This window comes from Vibrio quintilis (genome assembly GCF_024529975.1).
Classification (GTDB): domain Bacteria; phylum Pseudomonadota; class Gammaproteobacteria; order Enterobacterales; family Vibrionaceae; genus Vibrio; species Vibrio quintilis.
Map to the genome: position 1 here is coordinate 377,821 of NZ_AP024898.1, position 25,807 is coordinate 403,627.

Sequence of the window (25,807 nt, forward strand, 5' to 3'; positions counted from 1 at the left end):
GATACATGTTTACACTTAAAATTGCCGATGAACTTGAATTAGCACTGGTAGAACCAGCCTTTGCGCAGGACTATCTGGATATTGTGGCTTCACAACGTGATTACTTATCTCAGTGGCTGGTGTGGCCGCAGTTTGCTCAGGATAAAGCATTCTTTGTTGAGTTTATTCAAAAATCACTGATTGACTATGCAAAGGGTAAATCACTCACCTGCGCGATTGTCTTTGAAGGTCAGGTTGTGGGGAATATCAGCTTTAACTCAATCAGTGACACCCTGAAGAAAGTTGAAATTGGCTACTGGCTTAGTCAGACATATCAGGGCAAAGGTATTGTCAGCAGAGCAGTGGCAAAACTAACCGAAATCGCATTTAATGAAATGGAAATGACCAAAGTGCAGATTGCCGCAGCAGTCGGAAACCAGCCCAGCAGGAGAGTCTGCGAACGCCTGGGGTTTCAGCTGGAAGGGGTGATTACGCAGGAAGAAAAGATTAATGGCTGTCTGCTTGATCATGCCATTTACGGATTACGGAAAGCTGACTGGCAAAAGCACAGAGGCTAATTTAATCCATCGGTGATGACAACACCGGAGAAGGACCGTGTTGTCATCATCAGACAGAAACCGCCCTGTTACTCAGGTTGTGCGACCTGAATCACTAATTTACCGAAGTTTTTACCTTCGAGCAGCCCCATAAAGGCTTCCGGTGCATTTTCCAGCCCCGCAACGATCTGTTCACGATAGTGAATTTTTCCCTGAGAAACCCATTCATTCATCGCCTGGGCAAATTCAGGATAACGATGACCATAATCATCGAAAATGATGAACCCCTGAACTTTAATTCGTTTGACCAACAGCATGCCCATCAACTGAGACAGCCGGTCTGGTCCCGGTGGTAATTCAGTCGCATTATACTGCGAAACCAGTCCACACAAAGGTATTCTGGCTTTGGTATTTAAAAGCGGCATCACTGCATCAAAGACTTTTCCGCCGACATTTTCATAATAGACATCAATCCCCGCAGGACAGACATCCGCCAGTAATTGCGCCAGCTGATCTGAATGGTGGTCAATACAGGCATCAAAGCCCAGTGTTTCAGTGGCATAGCGACACTTCTCTTTTCCGCCTGCGATCCCGACCACCCGGCAGCCTTTGAGTTTTGCAATCTGTCCGACGGTTGCACCAACCGGACCGGTTGCTGCTGCGACCACGACGGTTTCTCCGGCCTGCGGCTGACCAATATCCAGTAAGCCCATGTAGGCGGTAAACCCGGGCATGCCCAGAATGCCCAGTGCATAAGACGGATTTTGCGGATTTTGCCCGAGTTTGAGCAAACCTTCGCCGTTGGAGAGCGCGTATTTTTGCCAGCCGGTATAGGCCAGCACCCATTCACCAGCCTGATAATCCGGATGATTGGAGACTTCAATCCGGCAGACCGTTCCGCCGACCATCACATCGTTAACGGCGACAGGTTCTGCATATGATTTTGCATCACTCATCCGTCCGCGCATGTAGGGATCAAGGGATAAATAAATCGTTTTCAGCAAAAGTTCACCGGCGCCGGGTGTTGGTATGTCTGAGGTTTCGGCGCGGAAATTATCCTGAGTCGGGGTGCCATGAGGGCGGGAGGCGAGCACAATGCGTTGATTTTGAGAATCACTCATGATTAGCATTCCTTATTGTTCGGGCTGATTGCCTGACTGTTGAGCATCAATATTTTTTTGAATAGAAGTGTTGTTAAATATACCCAAATAACCTGCATCTTCAGGTTGCTTGGGTATAACAGTGTTATTGTATATACCTAAATGACCTGAAGGTACAGCGTTTACGGTCGCGGATAAAACTGACGGAGTGCATCAATAAATGCCCGTAAAGCGCCGGAGGTGTGGCGATGCTTCGGATAATAGAGGTGCCAGCCTAAAAATGGCGGACAAAAATCCTGTAGCAACGGAATCAGTTTCCCGCTGTCCAGCCATGGCTGAAGCATGTTTTCGGTCCAGAATACGATGCCGGTATGTTGCAGAGCTGCTGACAAAGCCAGTTCTCTGCGGGTTGTGATCAATGGTCCGTTGACTGCAACAGAAATCCAGTGGTCATCCTGAAAAAACTCCCATCGGTAAATGCGCTTTTCTGCCATATAACGCCAGTTCAAACATTGATGATGCTGTAAATCTGCCGGGGTTTGCGGTGCACCGTATTTTTCCAGATAGGCCGGGCTGGCAGCTGCTGTCATTTTCAGTTCCGGTCCTAACGGGTAAGCCACCATATCCTGTTGAACAAACTCTCCCAGCGCAAGGCCGCAATCAAATCCGGCGGCGGTAATGTCAATGACTGCGTCTTCGGCTACGACATCCAGCACAATGTCCGGAAAATCCTGATGAAACTGGCCGATAAAGGGGGTGAGTATCGTGTCAGCAGCCATATGCGTTGCGTGAATCCGGACGGTGCCGCTCAGTGTTCCGGACTGCGCTTTGAGTTCATGAAATGCCGATTCCAGTGTTGCCAGTGCCGGGCGAATCCGTTGATAGAACTGCTGCCCGGCTTCCGTTAATGCGACGCTGCGGGTCGTCCGGTTAAACAGCCGGACATCCATCCTGTCTTCCAGTCGCCGGATAATCTGGCTGAGTGCTGAGGCGGAAATCCGTAGCTGTCTGGCTGCAGCAGAAAAACTGCCTTCCTCTGCAACGGCGTAAAATGCCTTCAGTTCCGTATATTCACCACTTTGCATTTTATGTCTCTATTTATAAACAATTCATTCATATTATGTTGGATTAAATAATCAGATCAATCCCTGCATAATTAATTATCTGCTGAAACAGAAATAAACAGATTCAAACAACCTGATGTAATTTGAAGCCGGGTGACTTGTTGTCGATCGGGTGATTTGATGTCAATCGGATTGTTTGCTGTAAATAAAGGGGCAAGTTATGTTGAAAACACGGTTTTTAGGTCGTCAGGGACTGGCGGTATCGGAATTAGGTCTGGGATGTATGGGAATGAGCCATGCCTATGGGCCTGCGGATGAGAAAGAATCACTGGCGACACTTGACCGGGCGCTGGCGCTGGGGGTTCAGCTTTTTGATACCGCAGAATTTTACGGGCCTTATAAGAATGAAGAATTACTTGGTCGCTGGCTATCCCGCCTTCAGAGTCAGCGGGAAAAGATGATTGTTGCGACAAAGTTTGGTTTTGACCTCAGTAAAACCCGCGCTTCAGGCCTGGACAGCCGCCCGGAGCATATCCGGCAGGTGGTGGATGCATCCCTTTTGCGACTGCAAACAGACTATATTGATATTTTGTATCAGCACCGGGTTGACCCGGATGTGCCGGTTGAAGACGTGGCCGGGACTGTCGGTGAACTGATACAGGCAGGGAAAGTCCGCTATTTCGGATTATCTGAAGCCAGTCCGGATACCATCCGCCGGGCGCATCAGGTTCAGCCGGTTTCTGTATTACAAAGTGAATACTCTCTGTGGGAACGTCAGCTGGAAAATGAAGTACTCCCCGTGCTGCGTGAACTGAGTATTGGTTTAGTCCCTTTCAGTCCGCTTGGTCGCGGGTTTCTGACCGGCAGTGCAAAGCCGGCAGAAGCTTATCCGAAAGATGATTTTCGTTCCTGGGGCGACCCGCGTCTGCAGGGGGAAAATTATCAGGCTAACATGCGTATGGCGCAGGTGGTCAAAGATATTGCCGTGCAACACCATTCAACACCGGCCAGAATTGCCCTGGCATGGCTGCTGGCTCAGGGAGAGGATATTGTGCCGATTCCGGGCAGCAAAAGCCGCCGGCATCTGGAAGATAATATGGGGGCAGGGTCGGTGGTACTCAGTCAGGAGGAGCTGACTGCTCTGAATCAGATGACGGTGACCGGCGCGAGATATGTGCCGGAGTTCGAACGCTTTACCGATAAGGTCTGATTCAGCACGAATCGCACCTTTTGACACAATGACGGTTTTATACAGGATGGTCAGATGGCTGAACATCCTGTTTTTTTGTGTTTTTTCAGGCACCTTCAGGTTGTTCAGGAAGATATCCGGTTCACTTTGTGACTCAGATTGGTATATTGTCCTTCCTGTTCAACCAATGATGATGATGTTATGAAAAGTCTGTTTATTGAATCCTGCCAGTCTGTACTGAGATATCACGACATTCCCGGCGAAAAACAACCGGTTGTGTTTATTCATGGTATCGGCTGTGCTTCGTCCAGTGACTATCCCGCTGTGGTGGCGCAGTCATTCCACTGGCGGGGCATTCGATGATGTGGGACAACCCGGTTGCGGTTGCACAAGCCGTTGCCGGTTTTATCGCGGATTCTTCACAATGAGCTGCTTTAACAGTATCCGTTGATTCGACAATAAAAAAGTCTTAAGGTCAGCAGACCCTGGCAAACAGAGGAAGAGCAACAATGGAAATCACTTCAGAGCGGTTGATCATGCGGCCGCTGAGGGTATCAGACCGGACATTTTTTGAATCACTATATACTGATTCCAGGGTGATCCGGTTTTGTTTTGATCCACCGGGACCGGATGAAATTGAACAAAAATTTCAGTCCCGTCTGTATCCATGGACCTCTGATTCAGAGAACTGGTTGTGTTTGGTGATCACGAAAAAAACCTCCGGAGAGCCGGTTGGAATTACCGGCTTCTTTTTACAGGATGGCATTGCAGAAGTCGGTTTTCTGCTCAGTGCTGAGCATCATGGGCGTCAGTATGGCACTGAATCGCTGAAAGCGCTGATTCAGTGGACGGTTGAAACCTGTGATATCACGGCTTTTCAGGCAGTTGTCACCGCAGGAAATATTGCCTCGGAACGGGTATTGGAAAAGTGTGGTTTTGAACTGATAGAAGTAGAACCGGATGCTTATATGATTGGTGGGAAATTATACGCAGATCATCTGTATACGCTTGTTTTCTGAATGCACGTTTTTTTGAATTAAAAATCAGTCTGAATAAAAAAACGGTCTGAATGAAAAATCTGAAAGACGCAACCCGGCGGGCTGCGTCTTTTTTCTGGTCTGTTTCTTATGTCCCTTTACTCCGGTGCAACCTGAAACCGGCTTCGGGTACAAAAATCTGTATTTGAGCAGATTTTTTATAACTGACCAGGTTTTGATAACTAACCAGGTTTTATAGCTGACACAGCCCGATAGCAATCGCTGCACCAAGGCGGGCATTGTTCAGAACCAGCTGAATATTGGAATCAAGGCTGTTTCCGCCGGTCAGCTCACAGACCCGCGCCAGCAGAAACGGGGTGGATTCTTTTCCGGTGATTCCCTGTTCCCCTGCTTCAGTCAGCGCCTGTTCAATTGCTGACTGAATGGTTTCAACCGGCATGGCATACTGTTGCGGAATCGGGTTCGCAATGACAGCACCGCCTTTCAGGCCCAGTTCCCATTTTACTTTTAGTGCTGTGGCAATCGCCTGAGCATCATCAAGACGATAGTCGATCGTCTGATCACTTTCCCGGGTATAGAATGCCGGCAGTTGATCGGTTTGATACCCAATCACAGGCACACCGTGAGTTTCCAGATATTCACGGGTCAGCCCCAGATCCAGAATTGATTTTGCACCGGCGCAGACAACGGCAACACTGGTGCCGGCCAGTTCCTGCAAATCGGCTGAAATATCAAAGGTCTCCTGCGCACCCCGGTGAACACCGCCAATACCACCGGTGGCAAATACCCGGATACCGGCAAGCTCAGCCAGAATCATGGTGGCTGCCACTGTGGTTGCACCATCTTTCTGACCTGCAACCATAAACGGAATATCCCGGCGGCTGACTTTTGTCACTGCCGTTCCGGCTTTGCCCAGATATTCAATTTCTTCTTCACTTAAGCCAACTTTCAGGCGGCCTTTAATAATTGCAATTGTGGCGGGAATGGCACCAGATTCACGAATGGTATTTTCGACCTGCAACGCAGTTTCGACGTTACGTGGATAAGGCATGCCGTGAGAGATGATGGTCGATTCCAGTGCCACGACAGGTTTATTTTCAGCCAGTGCGATGGCAACTTCAGGCTGAATATCGAGATATTTTTCTAACATGTTGATTCCTCAATCAGGCGGAGCACCGCCTTTTCCGACATCATTGAATGAATGGTGGTCTCAGATTGCAGAGCAAGCCTTGCCGCAGCAAGAGCAAACTCTAATGTATGGGCCCAGCTTCGGTGGTGCAGATAACCATGAACCAGCCCGGCCATCAGTGCATCACCGGCACCGGTGACATTATTGACCTGGGTTTTTTCTGCGCTGATGAATTGCCCCAAGCCTTCATCACTGGCATAGGCGCCTTGCGCCCCAAGGCTGATCAGCAGACGTTTGACGCCTTTATCATGCAGCCTTGCTGCAATGTCAGGTAACTGCTCCGGGCGCTCAATCCGGCAGCCGGACAAAAGTTCAGCTTCTGTCCGGTTGGGCTTGAGAGTGTGAATCTGTGCCAGATAAGGGGTGATTTTTCCGGCTTTGACCGAAGACACAGGGTCGACAAAAATCGCTTTATCGCTATGAGTGTGAAACAGATATTCGAGGGCTGACTCACTCAGGTTCGCATCGAGCACAATAGCGCTGGCCCGTTGAAATACACCGTTGCGCCTGGCGAGTTCAGCCGCATCAAGTGTTTCAAGCAGTGACATATCATTGAGGGCCAGATGCAGTTCTCCGTCCGGATCATGAATGGAAAGATATGTGCTGCTGGTTTTGCCGGGAACGACCAGACAATGATCGACGCCGACACCGGCATGGCGGCAGGCTGCCAGTAATTGTTCTCCCCACAGATCGTTACCAACCGCTCCGATAAACCGGACGGCACTTCCCAGCCGTCCCAGATTCTCAGCGATATTGCGGGCCACACCGCCCGGACCGGATGTCAGTTCTCCGGGGTTTGAATCTCCCATCACCAGAGTGGTGTCAGAGCGGCCACATAAGTCCATGTTGGCACCACCTGCGACGACCGCATATTGCTCCGGTGCAATCACATAACCTTTGCCCTGAATATAGCCTTTGCGGGTCAGATTCATAATATGTCCCGCAACGGCACTCCGGCTCAGACCCAGCTTTTCGGCCAGTGTGTTCTGCGCGATCATGGGGTCTTGCCTGATGAGGTCCAGTATCTGTTGTTCTCGCTCAGTCATAAACTTCTGTTCGGTTGTCAAACATTTGTTTGATTATGACAAATTTATCATTCGGTTGCAAACGTTTGCGCTGGCGATATGTATGACCCGAACCGTTACCGTCCGGGTGTTGTGTCATATTTGTGTCAGTCCGGAGTCATAGAAGAGAAAAGTCTCATATATGATACAAGGTGTCTGATTGTGCTGAAATCGAACGAATATCAGTTGATATCATGGCGAAGTTTGTCAATAATGCCGCCCTTAAACCTGTATTGATGATAAAATTAACATTAGGTTTCATTGAGGTGCTCTCAGTGGCCGGAAAATAAATAAACAGGTTGAACTTTCAAAAGCGTGTTCGTTTGTGTTGTAAAAGGTTTGGTGTATATGGCTCAATTCAGTCGTTTGATCTGCTTCATATTGATAGTCTTCAGTTTCACAGCCTCGGCACAGGTATCCAGCCATAGCATTGCTTTTTATTACAATTCTCATTTGCCTTTAGCCGAAATGTCACTTTATTCGCGGGTTGTGGTTCAGCCGGATCAGGTGAATAAAGATGCAAGAAACTGGCTGCATCAAAGAAAAATTAAGCTGTATGCCTACCTGAGTGTCGGAGAATCAAGACAGACTGGTCATCAGGGGCTGATGACGAACACGCACTGGAACAGTCAGGTGATGGACCTGACCTCAGCGTCATGGCAGTCCGCAGTGCTTGAGCAGGCAAAGCAACTGAAAGCGCAGGGTTATGACGGGCTGTTTCTCGACACCTTAGACAGTTATCAGATGTTGAAACCGCAACAGCAGGGGCCACAGCGCCGGGCGCTGGTTGCACTGATCAAACAGTTGTCTGCGCTGTTTTCTCATCAGCTGATCCTTAACCGGGGGTTTGATCTTTTACCCCAGTTACAGGGACAGGCAAAATTTCTGGTCGCTGAAGGCCTGTATACGCATTACCGGCCGAAACATGACACCTATAGTGTAACTAAAGAGTCTGATCAGCAATGGTTGATCAATCAACTGCAACAGGCTCAGAAACTTGGCTTTCAGGTTCAGGTGATTGACTATGCCAAACCGGAAGAGCGGTTTGCGGTGGCGAAGAAAATCATCGCGGCTGGCTTTCTTCCCTGGGTGACGGACGGTCACTTACAGACCTGGGGTACCTCTGAGCTGCAACCTGTCCCGCGTAAAATCCTGATTCCGTACAACAGTAAACGACAGTATCTGACTCATTCGGATGTCCATAACCGGCTGGCGGCCTTTATTGAATATCTGGGTTATATTCCGGCATATCTGGATATGAGCCGGCAGTCTTTACCAACAATTGATCCTGCCCTGTATGCCGGTGTGATCTCGTGGACGCTGGAAACCCGGATGTATTCTCCGGCTTACGTGGACTGGCTACTGAAGGCGAAAGGCACGTTACCGCTGATGGTGCTGGGACAGTTGCCTCAGTCAGATAAACTGCTCAAGGTATTTGGGGTGAAAATGTTGTCGGTTACACCACCCGGGCCCTACAAAATCCGGATGATGAAACCCTGGCTGAAAGGGGAATACAATGCGCTCCGGCCGGATGCCGGTGTTTTTCCGCTTCAGCTGATAAAACAGCAGGATGCAGAGCCGCTGATTACGATTACTTCTGCTGATGGCCGGCGTTTAATCCAGGGAGTTCGCTCCGGCCGGGATGTGCTGATTGCAGCGCCCTGGCTGATTGAAAACCTCTCGGTGGATGACAGTCGCTGGATGATTGAACCGTATCAGCTGCTGTCCCGGGCATTTCAGCTGCCGCCGATTCCGGCCCCGGATGTCACCACAGAATCCGGCCGTCGCCGCTTAATCAGCTATATCGACGGCGATGCGTTCTCCAGCCTTGCCCGCCTGCCGGGGCAGCCGATTGCAGCCAAAGTGATCAAGGATGAAATTCTTAAGCCATACAAAATACCGGTGACGGTTTCTATTGTGGAAGGGGAAGTCGGGCCAAAAGGCATGTATCCGGAACAGAGCCCGTATTACGAGAAAATTGCCAGACAGATCTTTGCATTGCCGTATGTCGACATGGCAACGCACACCTTCAGTCATCCGTTTTTCTGGAATGAACTGGCCGGCCGGCAAAAGGTACTGAAAAATGCTTACCGGCCTTACGGCAGCCATCTGGCGGTGCCTGATTACGACAAGATTGATATCCGGCGGGAGATTGAGGGGTCGATCGATTACATCAATCAGCGTCTGGCGCCCAAAGGCAAGAAAGTGACCGCCGTGCTGTGGAGCGGTGACGCGCTGCCCGGCCCGGATCCTATTCGTCATACCCTGGAAGCCGGGGTCGTGAATGTGAATGGCGGAGACTCTTTTGTCACCGATGATAACCCGACCCTGAGTGAAATTGCGCCGCTGGGCCGCCCGGAAGGTGAGCTGCTGTATCAGATTTATGCACCCCTGATGAATGAAGAACTGTATACCAATGTCTGGCATGGCCCGTTTGACGGATTTAAACGGCTGACGGAAACCTTCCGGCATACAGACAAGCCATACCGGTTGAAGCCGTTCACCATTTACTATCATTTCTATTCCGGCACGAACCCCGCTGGTATCCGGGCGCTGAAAATCGTGCTGGATTATGCCTTATCCCGTCCGAATACCCCGGTACAGCTTGCCCGCTATGCACGGGGCGCGCTGGATTTTTATTTCTCCGGATTAGCCCGGAACGATAAAGGGGAATGGGTGTTCAGCAGCCGGTCGATTCCGACGCTGCGCATTCCGGAATCGCTGGGCCGGGTTGATTTACAACATAGCCGCCACGTTGCGGGTATGACGGAAGACGAACGATATATTCACCTGCCACAGGGGCAGGCAGTATTTAAAACGTTCGTGAAGTCAAAACCGGTGATCACCAAACCTTATCTGGTTTCAGGCAATGTGGTGATCCGTGAATGGTCTGAAAAACGGATTGTGTTTCACAGCTGGCTGAAAGCACAGCTGATCCTGGCAAATGCGGATCAATGCCATCTGGTTTCGTCTGACGGACGCAGACATCAAGGCGTGAAGCAGGGAAATTATCGCCGTTTTTCTATGCCCCGGGGAGATTTTTCGGGCCGTTTAGTCTGTCATCGCTAGTCGTTGATGAATCTGTTGTTGGTGTGAGTCAGTCGTTGATATGAATCAGTCTCGTCCGGTTTTTATTTCTGTCAAAGTTATCATTGCTGTGATTGTTGCAGCCATGATGGCTTTGTATATTTTGTTTCCGAAACTGTTTTTCTTTGAAACAGAACAGGCACTGGATGACCCGCAACTGGCCCGCTCTTATTTAGAAGCGACACTGGTCGCAGACCCGGATAATCAGGCTGCGATTGAAAAGCTGGCCGAAGTGGATGTCCGGCTGGGTGAGATGCAGGATGCTGCCAGGTATATTGGCCGGATTAAGTCACCGGCTCACAAACGGGCGGTGAAACAGAAGATGCTGTTTTCCCGCTGGACGGCCAATGGTGCGAAACAAGACGATGATTTTGTGGCACTCAAACGGATGTTAGCGGCACCGTCTGACTGGACAAAAACAGATTTTCACCATGCACAGGCACTCGGGATGCACGCGCAGGTTGCGCGGTATTTCGCAGCGGACAATCAACCCCTTGAGGCAGCCAAAAACTGGATGATGGCCGGTCAGCCGCAAAAAGCATTTCTGGCTTATCAGGGGCATGTGTCTGCTGAGACTCTCAAACCAGCGATGACTGCGGCACTTCACAGCAACAATTCAAAGACCGCGTTGCAGTGGTGGCAGGCGTACGGAGACGGCAATGTTCATCAAACGCTGCAACTGGCCCGCCTCGCCGGAGACAGAGAAGTCGTCCGTCAGGCCACGGAACAGTTATTAAAACAATATCCGGGTAACGCGGGCTATCAGCGTCAGGTGCTCAGAGCCCGCATTGCATATGGTGAACTGGAATCTGCTGCTCAGCTGTTATCTGAACTGGAAAAGAAATCGCCGGATGATCCTGTACTGCATCAGCAGGGCTGGAAGCTGGCAACATGGCTGAACCGGCCGGAGCAGGCTGTGGATGAATTAATCTGGTTAATGCACCGTCAGTTAGCGACGCCGGAAATGATTCAGACCGGCGCTGCTCATGCCAAACAGCTGTTTCTGTATGATAAGCAATTGCTGATCTACCGCTATCTGACCCGGACAAAACAGATTACGCCAAAGCAGCTGAAAGACTGGATGCAGGCCTATGAATATAACGGACATGGTCAGGCGGAACTGAACGATATTGCCCTCTATGAAAAACGATACGGGCCGGATAAGCACAGCCAGTACTGGAAAGCCCGCACCTTCTATCAGTCTGGTGATCTGGAAAAACTCAAACAGTTCTGGCCCGGATTCCGGGGGGAAATGACTCAGGAAGTTTTGTGGTGGTTTGCCCGGAGCTTCTGGCTTGGTCACGAGTTCAAACAGGCCTTAGCCGTTTATCAGCATGTGCCGGCTGATGCGGACCAGCAATACTGGACGACCCGCGTTAATCTGGCCAACCTGGCGGGTGACAAGCAGGATGAAGCTTATGCCTATGAGCAACTGAATCAGCAGGACAAACTGCATGGGATTCAGCTGGCCCGTTATCTTGAACTGAAATTCTCCGACTCAGTGACACCAGACGAGAACGGGATGGACTTTCTGTGGCAGCATGCATCTTCGGATCTGGCGCTGGAGCGGATTGCATACTTCAGCTGGAAACTCGGGGATAAACAGTCCCTGAAACGGGTCACGCAGATGATATCCGGGCGTGCGCCTTCTCCGTTACTTGCCTCTGCCTGGGTTTATCTGTCTTATGTGCATCAGCAGGACGGTGATTATACTCAGGCGAAGCAGGCTTTGGCTCACGCCAAAGCAAATGCACCCTATTCACCTGCGATCGAAAAAGAACAGGGCTGGCTGGCACTGGCCAGTCAGGATATCGCTGTGGTCCGGGATTTCATCCGTCATGCCTCCCGTTATCCTCCCGGTGCATTCTGGTCGCGGCTGATGGCCAGCCTCGCCATCTACAACGGGAACTGGCGTGTGGCTTATCAGCATTTGCACTGGCTGGTGGCACAGAATCCGGATGAACTGCCGCTTCAGGTCAATTATGCGACCGTTCTTGAGCACGTCGGCCACGTTGATCAGGCGCTTCAACTCAGGCGGCAGCTTTTGCGCCGGTTACCGCAGACCCATCACGATTATCTCAACCTTGTCAGCCGCTGGGCCGGTGCTTCCCGGACTTTTCATCTGTTCAAACAAACACGTACGACCGAAGCCATGGTATCCCGCTTTCCGGGATTACCTCAGTCAGTCTGGTGGTTAAAACGGCATGCCGCGACCCGGCTTCAGTCATGGGAGCAGCTGCAACTGGCGGTGGCAGGCGGGGAATTTGGTGTGATCGAAGCGCTGGTTAAAAATCATCGTTTATCGCCGCTGGACGAAGTGAACAGCCTGACTTATCTCCGGCAGCCATATCAGGCAATGAAACGCTGGCACAGGCATGCTGCTCTGTTACCCGACGGGCCAAAGACCGGGCTTGCCCGCACCCTGCGTCCTTACTATTTCCGCGCATTATCACTGGATGTTATCCCGAAGGCAGCCTTTGACTCCAGCGAACGCTGGATGCACATCTATTTCCCGTTTGCACAGGGAGAATGGCAGGTCGGATTCGGCCAGCAGGAAAATGAGTCAAACAGCGGCAGATTGCTGACACTGCGGGATGACATCAGCTGGCAACGCTGGCGCATTGGTCTGGGGCTGAATCATCATCAGGGAGAGAATGAAAGCCGGACAGGATTCGAACTGGATTTACGCTACCAGCTGACCGATCGCCTGCAACTGGGGCTGGATTATAAGCACGATCAGCAAAGTGCACAGAATGAGTTTCTGTTTGCACAGGGTGAGCAGTCCGGATATGGCGTGAGTGCTCAGTATCAGCTCGATCCGCGGCAGAATCTCAGTCTGGCTGTCAGGCATGTTGAGATGTCAGAAAGGGATGGCCAAAAGATTGCGGCCGGTGAAGTCTATGACGCCCGTTATCAGTATGCCCTCAATCAAAATCATCCGAACTGGCAATTTTATTCCGGTGCCGTCTGGCAAACGCTGGGCGCCCGTGATTCAGCCGCTGATAATAACGCGGCCGGTCCCGGTGGCCCCGGAGCCGGTCCGGCAGCGGTGAACCGCTCAGCCGGGGTGGATAATTACCGCCGGATTGCCATGGGAACGATCATCGCTTCCGGTGAGGGATTGATTCCGCCGTATACCGGCAGAGAAACACACTGGTCTGTCGATTTAAGTACAGGCTATCAGCCGGATTCAAATCACGCCGATTTTACTGCGTCGTTACGGGCGGGGTGGGAAATTATCGGTGACGACAGTTTACATGTGGGTGTGAGTTATCAAACCCGCGATATTCAGGGTCAGCAGAATACCCGGTTACAAATCGGTTACTACATCCATTTTTAATCTGAGGGGAAGTTATGTTCAGAAGTTTATTGATAGGTATGGTGTTGTTACTTGGCGGATGTTCGACGAGCCAGGTCAGCGATACGGTCTATTTGCAGCAGAGCGCCAAAGTTGCACTGTTACCGGTCGTCAACCGCTCGCAGACGCCGCTGGCTGGTGCCAGTGCCGCGAATATGCTCGCCAGCCTGTGGTATCAGAATGATTTACCGGCGCTGGTGGTGTATCCGCATCAGGCACAGGGTGATCTTTCATTTACCGGTGATGAACAAAAGCTGTCCGCAGCGCAGCAATGGGCGGATGAACAGTCAGCAGATTATGTGCTGCGCGGCAGTATTTCTGAGTGGCGATACAAATCCGGGCTGGACGGAGACCCTGTGGTGTCCGTCACACTGACTTTATATCAAACCGGCAGCAATGCGCCGGTCTGGAGCGGGACAGTGTCTAAAACCGGCTGGGGCCGCGATAATCTGTCTGGCACCGGGCAGGATGTACTGGAAGATTTACTCGATAACATTGAGGTTCAAGAGTGATCAAAAAGCTTCGACAACGGGCTTTCGGGATGACTTACCGCATCTGGGCAGAAAGTGGTTTTTTCACACTGCTGGCGCTGGTCATTCCGCTGGTTCTGAATCCTCAGGATCCATTTTCATATGAGGCTGAATTTGTCTGGTCAATGCTCGGGCCGGTGCTGGTGGCACTCCGTTACGGCTTTACCAAAGGGCTGGTTTCCGTGCTGGTGCTGTTGTTTCTGCAGTCTGTTCTGATCCGGACCGGTATGGTTGCGCAGGATATTCAGCTGCCGTTTCAGACGATCGCCGGTTATGCGCTGCTGGTGATGCTGTGTGGTGAGTTCAGCGACTGGCGGGAAAAAGCCAGTGAAAGACAAAAACGCGAGCTGGCCTATGTCAATGAGCGGCTGGAAACCTTCACCCGCCATTATCATCTGCTGCGTTTATCACACGATAAATTAGAACAGATGCTGGCCGGACACAGCCTGAGTCTGCGTGAGTCGTTACAGGCGGTAAAAACGCAGATCGGGCATTTACCGGACCGGAATATCGAACAGGTTGCCCAGCCGATTATGTCGCTGTTTGCTGAATATGGTTCGCTCCAGTGCGCCACGTTGTGCAAAGTAGAGCCGGACAAAAAACTGACATCCGTTCTGGCGCGTATCGGGCCGGTGAAGCCGGTCGAATCCGGTGACATGATGGTGCGGAAAATGTTTGAAAGCGGCCAGCTGGTATCGCTGAAACAACTGTCCGGTGAGGCGATGGAACAGAGCCGTTATCAGGTTGTGATTCCCCTGATGGATGTCAGGGAACGTATTTATGCCGTCATTCTGGTTGAGCAGATCCAGTTTTTTGCCCTGAACAAAGAGACATTAACCTTGCTGGCCGTGACTGCTGGTTATATCGCCGATTTATTACGCAATGCGATTGCCAATCCGGTGATGAATGGTGATGAGCATGAGAGTTTTTGCCAGCAGGCAGAGCGTGCCAATTATGATGCGAAACGCTACAAAATTCCCGCTCAGCTGGTGAGCTGGCGCATGGATGCCGTCCTGCATCAGCCGGTGCTGGAATACCTGCATGCGACCCGCCGGGGTCTGGATGTGTATTTTCATGATGAACAGAACAATCTGTTGCAAATTCTGATGCCACTGGCCGATGAACGGGATTATTCCGGATTTAAAGAGCGTGTTGATGCCTGGGCGAAAAACTCTCAGGGGCAAAACCTGAAAGAAGCCGGTATTGAGGAGCTGAGTCATCTTGCGCTGCCGGTTCCCGCCAAACAACTGGAAAAAGTCATTCATGCTGAATAACCGATTTGCTTTATCCGGAACCCTGACCGCACTGATTCTTCAGTTGCTGGCTGCTGCGGAATTTATTTTCAGTGGTGTAGCCGTGACCTGGCTGCTTCTCTACGTGATATCGGCGATAGTCTTTGGTGTCAGCTGTCTTTATTTGCTGCCGGTGCGTTACCGGCGGTTTCCGGCGTACGCATTTCTGTTTTTATTTATATTTGCAGTCAGTTTACCGGTGCTGGGTATCGTGGGTTGTCTGATTGCTGTGGTTGCGGGTGTGCATTATCCGCTGGAAAAGCAGCAGGATGTGCTGGAAGAGCATTTGGTGCCGGAATTGCCGTTTGAACCGGATCAGATTTCACTGACGCCGCGTTATTCCCGCGGTGGTGTGGCAGCGATTTTAAAATATGCCAGAGATGTGGATAAACGCCTGTTTGCCGTGGTGACCACCCGCAATATGGAGGACAGAGAAGCGATTCCGATCCTGAAGCAGGCTCTGAAAGATACCGATGATGATATCCGCCTGCTGGCTTATTCCTCGCTGGATAAAAAAGAGACTGCAATTAACGATGATATTCATGTGCTGAAAAAACAGCTGGCCGGGCAGTTTATTTCTTCATTTACCGGCACTGCCAGCTGCCATCATCAGATCGCCCGGAAATACTGGGAACTGAGCTATCTGGGGCTGGCACAAGGTGCCCTGAGACAGTATGTGCTGGAAAAAGCCGCTTTTCATGCCGGACAAAGCCTGATGTATGAACCCGCCGTGACGACGGAAATCCTGCTGGCCAAGATCTGGCTGATGATGGGGCGCTATGAACAGGCGCAGACGTTATTTGAAAAAGCCGCTCAATCCGGCGTGCCGGTCCGGCAAACCTATCCGTACCTGGCTGAAATTGCCTACAAAACCAAACAGTATCAGCAATGCCGGATTTATATGGGCCATCTGGAAGGGCAGAAGCTTTCTCTTAACCTCGATAAGATAAGGAGTTACTGGCATGACGACGCCCTGTAAAGCCGATGTAATACTGGTTCTGGAAGGCACCTATCCTTATGTGCGGGGCGGGGTGTCAAGCTGGGTGCATCAGCTGATTTGCGGGTTGCCCAACGTAACTTTTGAACTGGTGTTCCTTGGGGGAATCGCCAGTCAGTATGGCCCGGTGCAATATCAGTTACCGGACAATGTCACCGGATTGCAGGTTTATTATCTGATGGATCCGGAAGATGAAGAGGAGGATTTCGATCTTTCCCGCTATGAAACGGATGCGAAAAAAGCCCCCATGTTTGAGAACTGGCGGGAACTGCTGGGTTATTTCAGTGACAGCTCAAAGCCTTTACCGGAATCTCTGGTGACATTTCTGTTTGAACAGGTTGGAAAAGACGACGGTTTTTCACTGGATGATTTCCGCTATACCAAGGCGTCCTGGCAGATTTTGACTGAATTTTATCAGCGCTATTGTGATGATGTGTCTTTTCCGGATTTTTTCTGGACTTACCGCAACCTTTTCAAGCCGTTGTTTGTTATTGCCCGGATCGCCAGAAAGGTGGAGAAAGCCCGGCTGGTTCACTCGGTATCGACCGGATATGCCGGTTTGCTCGGGGCCGGTCTCAGTGCGATGCAAAATGTGCCTTACATCATTTCTGAACACGGTATTTACACCAAAGAGCGCAAGATAGATTTAATTCAGGCCGACTGGATCAGTGAAGAAAAGCAGGATATCGGTATTGATTTGCATGCGGATATGGGATTTATCCGCCGGTTGTGGATTCGGTTTTTTGAGCAGCTTGGCCGCACCAGCTATCAGCAGGCGAATGTGATTACCTCACTTTATGAAGGCAACCGGGCCCGCCAGCTGCGCGATGGGGCACCGGCAGAAAAAACACAGATTATTCCCAACGGCATTAACCTTGCCCGCTTTGGCCCGGCGCTGGCTGCCCGTCAGGCAGAGGTTCAGCCTGTTGTCGGACTGATTGGCCGTGTTGTTCCGATCAAAGATATCAAAACCTTTATCCGGGCAATTAAAGAAGCCCAGTATCAGGTGCCGGAGATTCAGGGCTGGATTGTCGGGCCGATGGAAGAAGATCCGGATTATGTGCTGGAGTGTGAACTGCTGGTGGAGAGTCTGGATTTAAAACAGCAGATTCACTTTCTCGGTATGCAAAATGTCGCGGAAATTCTGCCGCAGCTCAAAGCGGTCGCACTGACGTCGATTTCTGAGGCTCAGCCGCTGGTTCTGCTGGAAGCGATGGCTGCCGGTGTGCCGGTACTGGCAACTGACGTGGGTTCCTGCCGGGAAATGATTCTGGGAGACAGTGAAGCAGACCGTCAGTCCGGCGAAGCAGGGCATCTGGCTTCAATCGCCTCACCGGGTGAAACCGCTCAGGCGATGGTACGTTTGCTGACAGATGAAGCACACTGGTTGCAGCTTCAGGCCGTCGGGTTAGAACGGGTCAGAAAATTCTATGATGAGCAACTGATGTTTGCCCGTTATCAACGTATTTACGAGGAGACGATGTTGTGGCAGGAATAGGGTTTGAAATCCGTAAGATTCTGAAAAAAAATTCCCTGCTGTCGGTCTTTCAGGCTTACGGTTATGCCGGCATTATCGGCTCCGGGCCGTGGTTGTTATCGATTCTGGCCCTGATGGTGATCGGTATTCTGAGTGTGGGAATTGTATTGCCTCAAAGCCTGATCATTCAGTTTCTGGTCAGTGTGACTTATATGATGGCTGCCTCACTGATTCTCACCGGTGGGTTGCAGCTGATGCTGACCCGGTTTGCCGCAGACCTGTTTTTCCGCCGGCAGGACCAGCAGGTGTTACCCAACCTGCTGGGTTCTTTATTGCTGACAACCATTGCGGCGCTGGTGATTGCTCTGCTGGTCTGGCCCTTTCTCCCTTTACCGGCCTTAAGCAAGTTACTGCTGATTGCCGGGTTTGTCTGTTTGTGTAATCAGTGGCTCGGGGTCATTTTCCTGTCTGGTATGAAAGAATACCGGGCAATTGTGCTGGTGATGATCGGCGGCTACGCCACCATGATTCTGCTGGCTTCCATGTTGCGGTTCTGGGGGCTGGATGGCTTATATTGTTCATTCTTCGTTGGCGAAGCGATACTGATGTTCAGCTTTCTGCTGATGATTGTGCGTCGTTATCCGGGCGACCGGTTGATCCGGTTTGATTTTCTCCGCCCGGATCAGGTGTTCTACGGGCTGTTTTTCTGTGGTCTGTTTTACAACGCCGGTGTGTGGGCGGATAAAATCATTTTCTGGTTTATGCCGTATACATCGGTGGAAATTCTTGGCCCGATGCGTGCCAGCCCGATTTACGATTTACCCATCTTTCTGGCTTATTTATCGGTGATTCCGGGTATGGCTGTTTTTCTGGTGCGGATGGAAACCGACTTTGTGGAACATTACGATCATTTCTATCATGCGGTGAGAACCGACTCGTCGCTGGATGAGATTTATCAGCTGAAAGATAACATGGTCCGGACCGCTCAGGCCGGTATTTACGAAATCTTCAAAGTGCAGGGAATTACTTTAGTCTTCCTGTTGCTGTGGGGGGGTGAACTGCTGCAGTATTTCGGCATTGATGTGAATTACCGGTCGCTGCTGAACATCGATCTGGTTGGCGTTGCTTTGCAGGTGGTGATGCTGTCTGTGTTCAACATTATGTATTATCTGGACAAGCGTAAAAGCGTGTTGGTTCTGAATGGCTTATTCCTGGCAGCGAATACTTTATTTACGTTGCTGACGATTTATCTTGGGCCCTATTTCTACGGTTATGGCTTTGTCCTTGCCTGTCTGGTGACCACTGTCGCTGGCCTGTTGTGGCTGAATAAGCAGTTTCATGAGCTGGAATATGAGACGTTTATGAAGCAGAGAGGGTAAACGGGCTGTTAAATCCTCCTTTTTAAGGGAGGATTCGGTTCTCAGTACCTCGCCGGGAAAACCTGAACGTTTACCCAAAATGATATCAGCTCAGCACCGGCCGGAAAAAACTTCGCTCGTAGCTGATGATAAAATCTTCTTTTTTTGCAAATTCAAACGCTTTGAGGCATGCCTCATCCTGAAATGATTGCTGCCGGTAGGTTTCGTAAGCGGACAGGTTTTCAAAGGTAAACAAAGCTAATGCGATGTTATTTGCACCTTCTGATGGCAGAAAATAGCCATTGTGACGGCCGCCAAACTTTTCTACCAGCGGAATCCACATTTTTGCGTATACTTCGAATTCTTTGATTTTCTTTGGATCAATGACATATCTGACATAACAGGTGACCATACTTTATTCCTTGTGTGTTTTGTTTATCTTTTCGCCATCGGGTGCTCAGGGTTGAGCTGGAGTAAGTCCCAGAGATTTCCGTATAAGTCTTCAAAAACAGCGACTGTACCGTAATCCTGCTCTTTCGGTTCTCGAATGAAATGAATGCCAATCGATTTCATGCGTTCGTAGTCTCGCCAGAAGTCGTCAGTATTCAGAAAAAGAAACACACGGCCACCGGTCTGATTGCCGATAAAATCATGCTGTCCGGGCTTTGAAGCTTTTGCCAGAAGCAGGCTGACACCATGCGAATTCGGTGGCGCGACGACAACCCAGCGCTTATCCTGCTCCGGCTGCCAGGTATCTTCTATCAGCTCAAACTGAAGTTGATTCACATAGAAATCGATCGCTTCATCGTAGTCTTTGACGACCAGTGCAATATGAACAATATTCTGTTTCATCAGGGTTCCTTTTTGACTGTATTTTTCCTGTCGTGGTTTCCGGATACAACATTGAGCAAATGAATATCCTCACATCCTATCATAACTTGATTCCTGTCCTGCTTTCATGTACCACTGATATACCCAAACAATCTGCATCTTCAGGTTGCTTGGGTATATCCATAAAAATAACCGGCTTCATGATTCAGGAACCTTGTGATGAAACTCAACTGCGATATGGGCGAAAGCTTTGGCCCGTGGGAAAAAGGATGTGATGCGGAGGTGATGCCATGGATTGATATGGCAAACATTGCCTGTGGTTTTCATGCGTCAGATCCGTTAACGATGGACAAAACCGTAAAGCTGGCAAAACAGGCCGGTGTTTCTGTCGGAGCGCATCCGGGGTATCCGGACCTGCTCGGCTTCGGGCGCCGCGTTTTACAGTGTAGTGACGATGAATTACGTGCCTGGATTATCTATCAGATCGGGGCATTACAGGGGATTTGCCGCAGTCATGACATGACGGTCGATTATGTCAAACCTCACGGGGCTCTTTATAACACCATGATGAAAGATGAAGCGGTGCTGAAAACCGTGATGCAGGCAACGCTGACAGCGCTACCCGGATGTCCGTTGATGGTTATGGCAACCCCGCAGCATTTCCAGGTGAAAGCGATGGCGGATCAGATAGGTTTACCGGTGTTATTTGAAGCGTTTTCAGACCGGGCTTACGATGATGAAGGTTACCTGACTGATCGCCGGATTGCCGGGGCTGTTTATCATGATCCTGACACCATTATTCAGCAAATCCGCCAGATTCAGCGGGAAGGCACGGTGACCACGATCAATGGAAAAACATTGGCAGTACATGCCGATACCATTTGTGTGCATGGCGATGGAGAACATGCGCTGACGGTGGTGTCAGCGGTGAGCAACAGGCAGAAAAGCGGAGATAATCATGCGGATTGAACCTTTAAATGAACACAGTTGTATCATTTATTTTGCGGATGAGGTCAGTGAGCACACCGCGGATCAAATCGCTGTCGCGACGCATTTACTCCGGGACAATCTGAGCGATGTCATCACAGACATGGTGCCGTCTTATACTTCGATCGTGATTGACTTTGATATGCTGCTGATCAGCCGTGAGGCTCTGTTTTCACGCATTAAACAGGTTTTGTCCGGTATATCTGAGTCAGCCATTTCAACACAGGCTCAGGCTGTGATTGAAATTCCTGTCTATTACGGCGGGGAAGTGGCTACGGATATGGCTGAAGTTTGTCAGCACACCGGTTTATCAGCTGAAGATGTCGTTCGTCTGCATTGTGAGCGGATTTACCGGGTGTATGCTGTTGGTTTTACGCCGGGTTTTGCTTATCTGGGCTCGACCGATGAAGCCTTGCTGATGCCGAGAAAAGCCACACCCAGGCTGAAAGTACCATCAGGCAGTGTCGGGCTGGCAGATAATCAGACGGCAATTTATCCGGCAGCCACACCCGGAGGCTGGCAGATTATTGGCCGGACCCCCCTCAAAATGCTGGACTGGCACAGCGAAACACCGGGCAGACTGAATACCGGTGACCGGGTCCGTTTTTCGCCGGTAAACCGGGAGACATTTATCGCCATGGGAGGGCGTTTCGATGAGTTTTGAAGTTGTCAATCCCGGCATGCTTTCCTTGCTACAGGATCTCGGGCGCCGGGGATATCAGCATTTGGGTATTGCCCAGGGCGGACCGATGGATGAACATGCGTTTTGCTGGGGAAACCGCCTGCTTGGTAATCCTTTGGGAGCCTGTGGCCTTGAAATTACCCTGGGTCAGTTACAGTTAAAGGCGACAGAGCCGACAACCATTGCGATTACCGGAGCTGATTTAAAGGCGAGCCTGAATGATAAACCGGTCTCTCCCTGGTGTACTTATGCGATTCAACCGGGTGATGAGCTGTCATTTTCCCGTCCTGTGTCTGGGGTCCGGGCTTATTTATGTGTTCAGGGCGGCTTCATTTGTCAACCGCAACTGGGCAGTGTAGCCACCGTGGTCCGGGAAGGGACTGGCGGGTTAAATGCCACCGGCCAGCCACTGAAGACAGGAGATTTACTCCGTTATACGCCTTGCCGCGAGCCGCAGACAGCCCGTGTTCCTAAGTGGGCGAGACCGGATTATGCTGAACCCTTATCGCTTGGCGTGATTAGCAGTTATCAGCATGATGTGTTCCCGGCTGAAAGCCGGGCGCTGTTCTTTTCTTCAGCATACCAGATCACGCCAGACAGCGATCGGATGGGGTATCGTTTAGCGGGGCCTCAGGTTGCCTGTGAGCAAAGCCGGATGATTTCTGAAGGTATCGTGCTTGGTGCGATTCAGATCCCGCAGGATGGTCAGCCGATTGTGTTGATGCGGGACAGACAGACCATCGGTGGTTATCCTAAAATTGGTTGTCTGACCACGCTGGGAACCAGCCGGTTATCACAGTGCTTACCGGGACAGTCGGTTCAGTTTCGTCCTTTGGCTCTGGCCGAAGCAGAGTCTGAATGGCGGCTGTTTCAGCAGATCATGTCTGCTTAGCTGACCTTCGGTTCAATCAGAGGCATCATGGGGCGGTCTCTGGTTGATATCCAGTCGTTTGTACCATTTTGCATCATTTAGTGATAAATATTTATGCTATCGTGCACATATGTTATTCTGGGAGCTGTTCTGTTTAATCACAGCGGAATCCATCAACATCATACCCGTCCCCGTCATGACGTGATTCTCCATTCTTTGATCTCATCAATGCCGGGAACCGGTATCAAACAACGGAGACAGAAAAGATGCAAAAAACGGCATTGGGAACGACTGGTTTTGAGATTGTGCCATTAGTTTTTGGCGGTAATGTGTTTGGCTGGACAATCGATGAAAAGACCAGCTTTTCTATTTTAGATGCCTTTATCGATCATGGCTTTGATGCCATAGATACGGCAGATGTTTATTCCATATGGGCACCGGGGAATCAGGGCGGGGAGTCTGAGACTATTATTGGTCACTGGCTGAAAACCAAACCTGCGATGCGGGATAAAATCAAACTGTTCACCAAAGTTGGTGATGATTTAAAAATTCCCGGTCATAAAGGTCTTTCAGAGAAATGGATTACTCAGGCTGTTGAAGATTCCCTTCGTCGTTTGCAAACCGATTATATTGACCTGTATTTTTCTCACTGGCCGGATGACAGTACGCCTTATGAAGAAACACTGGGTGCGTATGAAAAGCTGCTGAAAGCCGGTAAGGTCCGTTCTGTTGGCGCTTCCAATCTCAATGTTGATCAGCTCAATCAGTCTTTAACTGTGGCGAAGCAGCATACGCTGCCAGCTTATCAGGTGCTTCAGCCGGAATATAATCTGTATGACCGCGAAGGCTTTAATGCCGATTTACAAGGTTTATGCGTGCGGGAAAATATTGGTGTCGTGACTTATTACAGTCTTGCGTCGGGTTTTCTGTCCGGTAAATATCGTTCCGTGCAGGATTTATCCAAGAGCGCCCGGGGTGACGGCATTGGCAAATATCTGGATCAAAAAGGCCAGGGTATTCTGAAATTGCTGGATGAAATCAGTGCACGTCATCAGGCACAACCGGCAGAAGTTGCCCTCGCATGGCTGATTGGCGAAAAAGCAGTCACTGCACCGATTGCCAGTGCGACAAAAACTGCACACATTGAAAGTTTTGCCAAAGCGATGTCTGTCCGGTTAAGCAGTGAAGAGCATCAGCAACTGACGGATGCAGGTCTTGTCTGATTCCCATGAACGATGAGAATGAAACAGGCGAATGTTGCAATTCGTCTGTTTTACCTCGTAACTCTGTTCATGGGTAAATCCGTCCATATCATTTCAGGTTTTATATTGTTCTCCAACAGCCCCTAAGTAATGGGTATATCAATTTAACGCATAATTTTACTGACCGGTTAATATCGGCCAGTTGATATTGCCCTGCCGGATAAATGCTGCCCGGTTTTGTTCCCATTTTGCTTTGATGTCCGCATCGTAATTCAGATAAAGCTTACCATCGACCAGTGACCACTGAAGCGGGTCGGCTGACGCATAATCATTTTTTTCAGCAATCGCCCAGGCACAATAACCGCCATATTGTGGTGCATATTTTTCCGGGGCCGCGGTGAACATCTCCAGATGTTTTTGTGTTGAGAAGTACCAGTCTGCCCCCTGATAAGTGGTCATCCATTCTGACCGGCCTTTGACGGGTTTATTTTCGGTAAAATAGGCGACTGTGTCATAGCCATCCAGTGCTTTATTACTGAAGAAGCCGGTATAGATGGGGTCGGATGCATAGATCTGTGCGCTGAACAGCAGCGTTAACCAGAGAGTGAACCATATTTTGAGGTGAGCGCTTTTCATGCTGAACTCCTGTTGTTCATAGAGGCGGCTGTAGTTGTTGATAAGGTATTGGCCGGTAATAAGGTATAACAATGATTTTTCATCGCCTGAGGTGTCAGGTTGCAACAGGGCGAACCGGGGATGTAAATCATTTCCTGTAATACTTCTGTCACGGTGACCTGGGTAAAGCTGACTGTTTGTGCATCCGTCCGGTGCATGCAGACGGACAAATGAGGCTGATCCGGTGCATGATCACAATGAAATGCCTGTGCCTGATTTGTCTCTGCGGCAGAATCCGGCGTGGCAAAGGAGGTAAAATGACGATCATAGGCTGCCCGGCGGTAGTCTGTGACCCGGCGAAGATCTACCGCGGATGAAAAGACGGGCAACCCGGTTTCAGCCTGCGTCAGTTGTTGTCCGTTCCACTCAAATCCGATCACCGCATTGCCGGTTTGATGATGGTGCCGGGTAAAAATCAGCAGAGTGAACGGTGCGAAACGGGCATGAGGTGTGTCCATCAGTCTGTCCGCAGCCTCTTCTGCACTGACTGCACTGGCCAGATGTCTGACAAGCTGCCCCCGGCTGATTAGCCGGCCTTCAGGTGTCTGTCCCTGATAATTGTTAAGCAGACACAGGGTGATGCCATGTTGATTGACACTAATCCAGCTGCCACGTCCGACCGGATCAACCGGCATCAGCACTTCGGTTGCATTGAGGGTTTCCTGCCGCGGTGGCAGGGCCAGCGGGCGGCTCTTCAGCTCATCGCGGTTAAAGAACACCTGATAGCCTTCGGGTGTATGCAGCCATGATACGGAACACATCAGTTTTTCTCCCTCAGATAAGAGACCGTTGCCGGAGCGAAGCCGAAATTATCGCTGACTTCAATATGATTGAGACTGACGGCGACTCTTGCCAGCGCATAATGATGTGTGGCATGCAGCGCGACGAAGGTCAGTTCCCGTTCGATAGTCGACATCATGTCGCAGGCTTCCTGCTGCGAAAGTGATACTTCGGTTCTGACCCGCACCGGTAGCGTCAGGTTGGCGTGATTGAGTTGCTTCAGCCAGTCCCTGAGCTGCTCAACTTCTGAGATTGCGATATGACGGGTACGTTCAACGGCATGACCGCGCCGGCGGGTGTTGTAGTCAATGACTCCTGTGGGCTGACGAACTGCATGAAACAGGTCAAGCAGATGACGGAAGTGTTCACCGATGCTGCTGCTCAGGTGCGGTGGTGCTGAACAGGTATATTGATGGTCATCAATCGATTGCAGGAAACGATGCCCCTGTTCCAGTGTTTCCAGACAGCCGCGGATGCAGGGCTGCAACGGGAGTGATTCTGTATCCCGGATGTCGTACGTGTGACTCGTCATAAGCTCAG

At 50.5% G+C, this 25,807-nt stretch carries 24 protein-coding genes; 15 read left to right on the plus strand and 9 right to left on the minus strand.

Annotation, left to right across the window (positions count from 1 at the left end):
• The first annotated feature begins 5 nt into the window (after window positions 1-5).
• The gene (locus tag OC443_RS20260) at window positions 6-557 is read left to right on the plus strand and encodes a GNAT family N-acetyltransferase (RefSeq protein WP_073583380.1); all 552 of its coding nucleotides are present in this window, start codon (window positions 6-8) and stop codon (window positions 555-557) included.
• 68 nt (window positions 558-625) lie between these two features.
• Here the strand turns inward: OC443_RS20260 and OC443_RS20265 are convergent, their stop codons facing one another.
• Together OC443_RS20265 and OC443_RS20270 are read right to left on the minus strand one after the other, a co-directional pair.
• The gene (locus OC443_RS20265; RefSeq protein WP_073583378.1) at window positions 626-1,657 is read right to left on the minus strand and encodes an NADP-dependent oxidoreductase; all 1,032 of its coding nucleotides are present in this window, start codon (window positions 1,655-1,657) and stop codon (window positions 626-628) included.
• 161 nt (window positions 1,658-1,818) lie between these two features.
• Window positions 1,819-2,721 (minus strand): LysR family transcriptional regulator, encoded by a 903-nt coding sequence (locus OC443_RS20270; protein WP_073583376.1) that lies wholly within the window; start codon window positions 2,719-2,721, stop codon window positions 1,819-1,821.
• Window positions 2,722-2,920: 199 nt separating this feature from the next.
• On the opposite strand from OC443_RS20270, the gene OC443_RS20275 reads away from it, so the two are divergent.
• The 3 genes from OC443_RS20275 (at window position 2,921) to OC443_RS20285 (ending at window position 4,908) form a co-directional block, all read left to right on the plus strand.
• Window positions 2,921-3,910 (plus strand): aldo/keto reductase, encoded by a 990-nt coding sequence (locus OC443_RS20275; protein ID WP_073583374.1) that lies wholly within the window; start codon window positions 2,921-2,923, stop codon window positions 3,908-3,910.
• A 180-nt stretch (window positions 3,911-4,090) separates the two neighbouring features.
• The gene (locus OC443_RS20280; RefSeq protein ID WP_159440335.1) at window positions 4,091-4,252 is read left to right on the plus strand and encodes a hypothetical protein; all 162 of its coding nucleotides are present in this window, start codon (window positions 4,091-4,093) and stop codon (window positions 4,250-4,252) included.
• 146 nt (window positions 4,253-4,398) lie between these two features.
• Window positions 4,399-4,908, plus strand: coding sequence for a GNAT family N-acetyltransferase (locus OC443_RS20285; RefSeq protein ID WP_073583370.1), 510 nt, complete (start codon window positions 4,399-4,401; stop codon window positions 4,906-4,908).
• 211 nt (window positions 4,909-5,119) lie between these two features.
• Here the strand turns inward: OC443_RS20285 and OC443_RS20290 are convergent, their stop codons facing one another.
• Together OC443_RS20290 and OC443_RS20295 are read right to left on the minus strand one after the other, a co-directional pair.
• Window positions 5,120-6,037 (minus strand): pseudouridine-5'-phosphate glycosidase, encoded by a 918-nt coding sequence (locus OC443_RS20290; protein ID WP_073583368.1) that lies wholly within the window; start codon window positions 6,035-6,037, stop codon window positions 5,120-5,122.
• On the minus strand, window positions 6,031-7,122 hold the full coding sequence (locus OC443_RS20295; protein WP_073583366.1) for a PfkB family carbohydrate kinase: 1,092 nt from the start codon (window positions 7,120-7,122) through the stop codon (window positions 6,031-6,033). Before OC443_RS20295 ends, OC443_RS20290 begins: the two co-directional genes overlap by 7 nt.
• Window positions 7,123-7,488: 366 nt before the next feature.
• Between OC443_RS20295 and OC443_RS20300 the strand changes: the two genes are divergently transcribed.
• Genes OC443_RS20300 through pelG form a run of 7 tightly spaced genes read left to right on the plus strand, consistent with a single transcriptional unit; the run spans window position 7,489 to window position 19,260 of the window.
• Window positions 7,489-10,209: an endo alpha-1,4 polygalactosaminidase gene (locus tag OC443_RS20300; RefSeq protein WP_073583364.1), complete on the plus strand. Its 2,721-nt coding sequence runs from the start codon at window positions 7,489-7,491 to the stop codon at window positions 10,207-10,209.
• A gap of 40 nt (window positions 10,210-10,249) precedes the next feature.
• The gene (locus tag OC443_RS20305; RefSeq protein ID WP_073583362.1) at window positions 10,250-13,567 is read left to right on the plus strand and encodes a tetratricopeptide repeat protein; all 3,318 of its coding nucleotides are present in this window, start codon (window positions 10,250-10,252) and stop codon (window positions 13,565-13,567) included.
• 14 nt (window positions 13,568-13,581) lie between these two features.
• On the plus strand, window positions 13,582-14,097 hold the full coding sequence (locus OC443_RS20310; protein WP_073583360.1) for a protein PelC: 516 nt from the start codon (window positions 13,582-13,584) through the stop codon (window positions 14,095-14,097).
• Complete coding sequence (locus OC443_RS20315; RefSeq protein ID WP_083601628.1) at window positions 14,094-15,389, plus strand: PelD GGDEF domain-containing protein; 1,296 nt, start codon at window positions 14,094-14,096, stop codon at window positions 15,387-15,389. Before OC443_RS20310 ends, OC443_RS20315 begins: the two co-directional genes overlap by 4 nt.
• Window positions 15,379-16,386, plus strand: coding sequence for a tetratricopeptide repeat protein (locus OC443_RS20320; RefSeq protein WP_083601627.1), 1,008 nt, complete (start codon window positions 15,379-15,381; stop codon window positions 16,384-16,386). Before OC443_RS20315 ends, OC443_RS20320 begins: the two co-directional genes overlap by 11 nt.
• A complete protein-coding gene (gene pelF / locus OC443_RS20325; protein WP_073583358.1) occupies window positions 16,370-17,902 on the plus strand; it encodes a GT4 family glycosyltransferase PelF in 1,533 nt (510 codons plus the stop codon). Before OC443_RS20320 ends, pelF begins: the two co-directional genes overlap by 17 nt.
• A complete protein-coding gene (gene pelG / locus OC443_RS20330; protein WP_073583356.1) occupies window positions 17,890-19,260 on the plus strand; it encodes an exopolysaccharide Pel transporter PelG in 1,371 nt (456 codons plus the stop codon). The genes pelF and pelG overlap by 13 nt, the downstream gene beginning before the upstream one ends.
• 85 nt (window positions 19,261-19,345) lie before the next feature.
• Here pelG and OC443_RS20335 read toward each other — a convergent pair whose 3' ends face one another.
• Both OC443_RS20335 and OC443_RS20340 read right to left on the minus strand, forming a co-directional pair.
• Window positions 19,346-19,651 carry an NIPSNAP family protein gene (locus tag OC443_RS20335; RefSeq protein WP_073583354.1) on the minus strand — a complete coding sequence of 102 codons (306 nt, stop codon included), beginning with the start codon at window positions 19,649-19,651 and terminating at the stop codon, window positions 19,346-19,348.
• A gap of 23 nt (window positions 19,652-19,674) precedes the next feature.
• Window positions 19,675-20,091, minus strand: a complete 417-nt coding sequence (locus OC443_RS20340; protein ID WP_073583352.1) for a VOC family protein — start codon at window positions 20,089-20,091, stop codon at window positions 19,675-19,677.
• Between the two features lie 198 nt (window positions 20,092-20,289).
• Between OC443_RS20340 and OC443_RS20345 the strand changes: the two genes are divergently transcribed.
• The 4 genes from OC443_RS20345 to OC443_RS20360 all read left to right on the plus strand — a co-directional run bounded on the left by OC443_RS20345 (window position 20,290) and on the right by OC443_RS20360 (window position 23,833).
• Window positions 20,290-21,039 carry a 5-oxoprolinase subunit PxpA gene (locus OC443_RS20345; protein WP_073583350.1) on the plus strand — a complete coding sequence of 250 codons (750 nt, stop codon included), beginning with the start codon at window positions 20,290-20,292 and terminating at the stop codon, window positions 21,037-21,039.
• Window positions 21,029-21,721, plus strand: coding sequence for a 5-oxoprolinase subunit PxpB (gene pxpB, locus OC443_RS20350; RefSeq protein WP_234976392.1), 693 nt, complete (start codon window positions 21,029-21,031; stop codon window positions 21,719-21,721). The genes OC443_RS20345 and pxpB overlap by 11 nt, the downstream gene beginning before the upstream one ends.
• The gene (locus OC443_RS20355) at window positions 21,711-22,631 is read left to right on the plus strand and encodes a 5-oxoprolinase subunit C family protein (RefSeq protein WP_073583346.1); all 921 of its coding nucleotides are present in this window, start codon (window positions 21,711-21,713) and stop codon (window positions 22,629-22,631) included. The genes pxpB and OC443_RS20355 overlap by 11 nt, the downstream gene beginning before the upstream one ends.
• Window positions 22,632-22,876: 245 nt before the next feature.
• The gene (locus OC443_RS20360; RefSeq protein ID WP_073583344.1) at window positions 22,877-23,833 is read left to right on the plus strand and encodes an aldo/keto reductase; all 957 of its coding nucleotides are present in this window, start codon (window positions 22,877-22,879) and stop codon (window positions 23,831-23,833) included.
• A gap of 156 nt (window positions 23,834-23,989) precedes the next feature.
• On the opposite strand, the gene OC443_RS20365 is transcribed toward OC443_RS20360, so the two are convergent.
• From OC443_RS20365 to OC443_RS20375, 3 genes are read right to left on the minus strand one after another with little or no spacing between them, the layout of a single operon-like run.
• A complete protein-coding gene (locus OC443_RS20365) occupies window positions 23,990-24,448 on the minus strand; it encodes a YHS domain-containing (seleno)protein (protein WP_073583342.1) in 459 nt (152 codons plus the stop codon).
• Complete coding sequence (locus tag OC443_RS20370; RefSeq protein ID WP_073583340.1) at window positions 24,445-25,248, minus strand: NRDE family protein; 804 nt, start codon at window positions 25,246-25,248, stop codon at window positions 24,445-24,447. The genes OC443_RS20365 and OC443_RS20370 overlap by 4 nt, the downstream gene beginning before the upstream one ends.
• Window positions 25,248-25,799, minus strand: coding sequence for a DinB family protein (locus OC443_RS20375; protein ID WP_073583338.1), 552 nt, complete (start codon window positions 25,797-25,799; stop codon window positions 25,248-25,250). Before OC443_RS20375 ends, OC443_RS20370 begins: the two co-directional genes overlap by 1 nt.
• Window positions 25,800-25,807 lie beyond the last annotated feature (8 nt).

Bases quoted from the DNA above. Each gene is read 5' to 3' on its own strand.
- OC443_RS20260 (WP_073583380.1), top strand. From the start codon at position 6: ATGTTTACACTTAAAATTGCCGATGAACTTGAATTAGCACTGGTAGAA.
- OC443_RS20265 (WP_073583378.1), bottom strand. From the start codon at position 1,657: ATGAGTGATTCTCAAAATCAACGCATTGTGCTCGCCTCCCGCCCTCAT.
- OC443_RS20270 (WP_073583376.1), bottom strand. From the start codon at position 2,721: ATGCAAAGTGGTGAATATACGGAACTGAAGGCATTTTACGCCGTTGCA.
- OC443_RS20275 (WP_073583374.1), top strand. From the start codon at position 2,921: ATGTTGAAAACACGGTTTTTAGGTCGTCAGGGACTGGCGGTATCGGAA.
- OC443_RS20280 (WP_159440335.1), top strand. From the start codon at position 4,091: ATGAAAAGTCTGTTTATTGAATCCTGCCAGTCTGTACTGAGATATCAC.
- OC443_RS20285 (WP_073583370.1), top strand. From the start codon at position 4,399: ATGGAAATCACTTCAGAGCGGTTGATCATGCGGCCGCTGAGGGTATCA.
- OC443_RS20290 (WP_073583368.1), bottom strand. From the start codon at position 6,037: ATGTTAGAAAAATATCTCGATATTCAGCCTGAAGTTGCCATCGCACTG.
- OC443_RS20295 (WP_073583366.1), bottom strand. From the start codon at position 7,122: ATGACTGAGCGAGAACAACAGATACTGGACCTCATCAGGCAAGACCCC.
- OC443_RS20300 (WP_073583364.1), top strand. From the start codon at position 7,489: ATGGCTCAATTCAGTCGTTTGATCTGCTTCATATTGATAGTCTTCAGT.
- OC443_RS20305 (WP_073583362.1), top strand. From the start codon at position 10,250: ATGAATCAGTCTCGTCCGGTTTTTATTTCTGTCAAAGTTATCATTGCT.
- OC443_RS20310 (WP_073583360.1), top strand. From the start codon at position 13,582: ATGTTCAGAAGTTTATTGATAGGTATGGTGTTGTTACTTGGCGGATGT.
- OC443_RS20320 (WP_083601627.1), top strand. From the start codon at position 15,379: ATGCTGAATAACCGATTTGCTTTATCCGGAACCCTGACCGCACTGATT.
- pelF (WP_073583358.1), top strand. From the start codon at position 16,370: ATGACGACGCCCTGTAAAGCCGATGTAATACTGGTTCTGGAAGGCACC.
- OC443_RS20335 (WP_073583354.1), bottom strand. From the start codon at position 19,651: ATGGTCACCTGTTATGTCAGATATGTCATTGATCCAAAGAAAATCAAA.
- OC443_RS20340 (WP_073583352.1), bottom strand. From the start codon at position 20,091: ATGAAACAGAATATTGTTCATATTGCACTGGTCGTCAAAGACTACGAT.
- OC443_RS20345 (WP_073583350.1), top strand. From the start codon at position 20,290: ATGAAACTCAACTGCGATATGGGCGAAAGCTTTGGCCCGTGGGAAAAA.
- pxpB (WP_234976392.1), top strand. From the start codon at position 21,029: ATGCGGATTGAACCTTTAAATGAACACAGTTGTATCATTTATTTTGCG.
- OC443_RS20355 (WP_073583346.1), top strand. From the start codon at position 21,711: ATGAGTTTTGAAGTTGTCAATCCCGGCATGCTTTCCTTGCTACAGGAT.
- OC443_RS20360 (WP_073583344.1), top strand. From the start codon at position 22,877: ATGCAAAAAACGGCATTGGGAACGACTGGTTTTGAGATTGTGCCATTA.
- OC443_RS20365 (WP_073583342.1), bottom strand. From the start codon at position 24,448: ATGAAAAGCGCTCACCTCAAAATATGGTTCACTCTCTGGTTAACGCTG.
- OC443_RS20370 (WP_073583340.1), bottom strand. From the start codon at position 25,248: ATGTGTTCCGTATCATGGCTGCATACACCCGAAGGCTATCAGGTGTTC.
- OC443_RS20375 (WP_073583338.1), bottom strand. From the start codon at position 25,799: ATGACGAGTCACACGTACGACATCCGGGATACAGAATCACTCCCGTTG.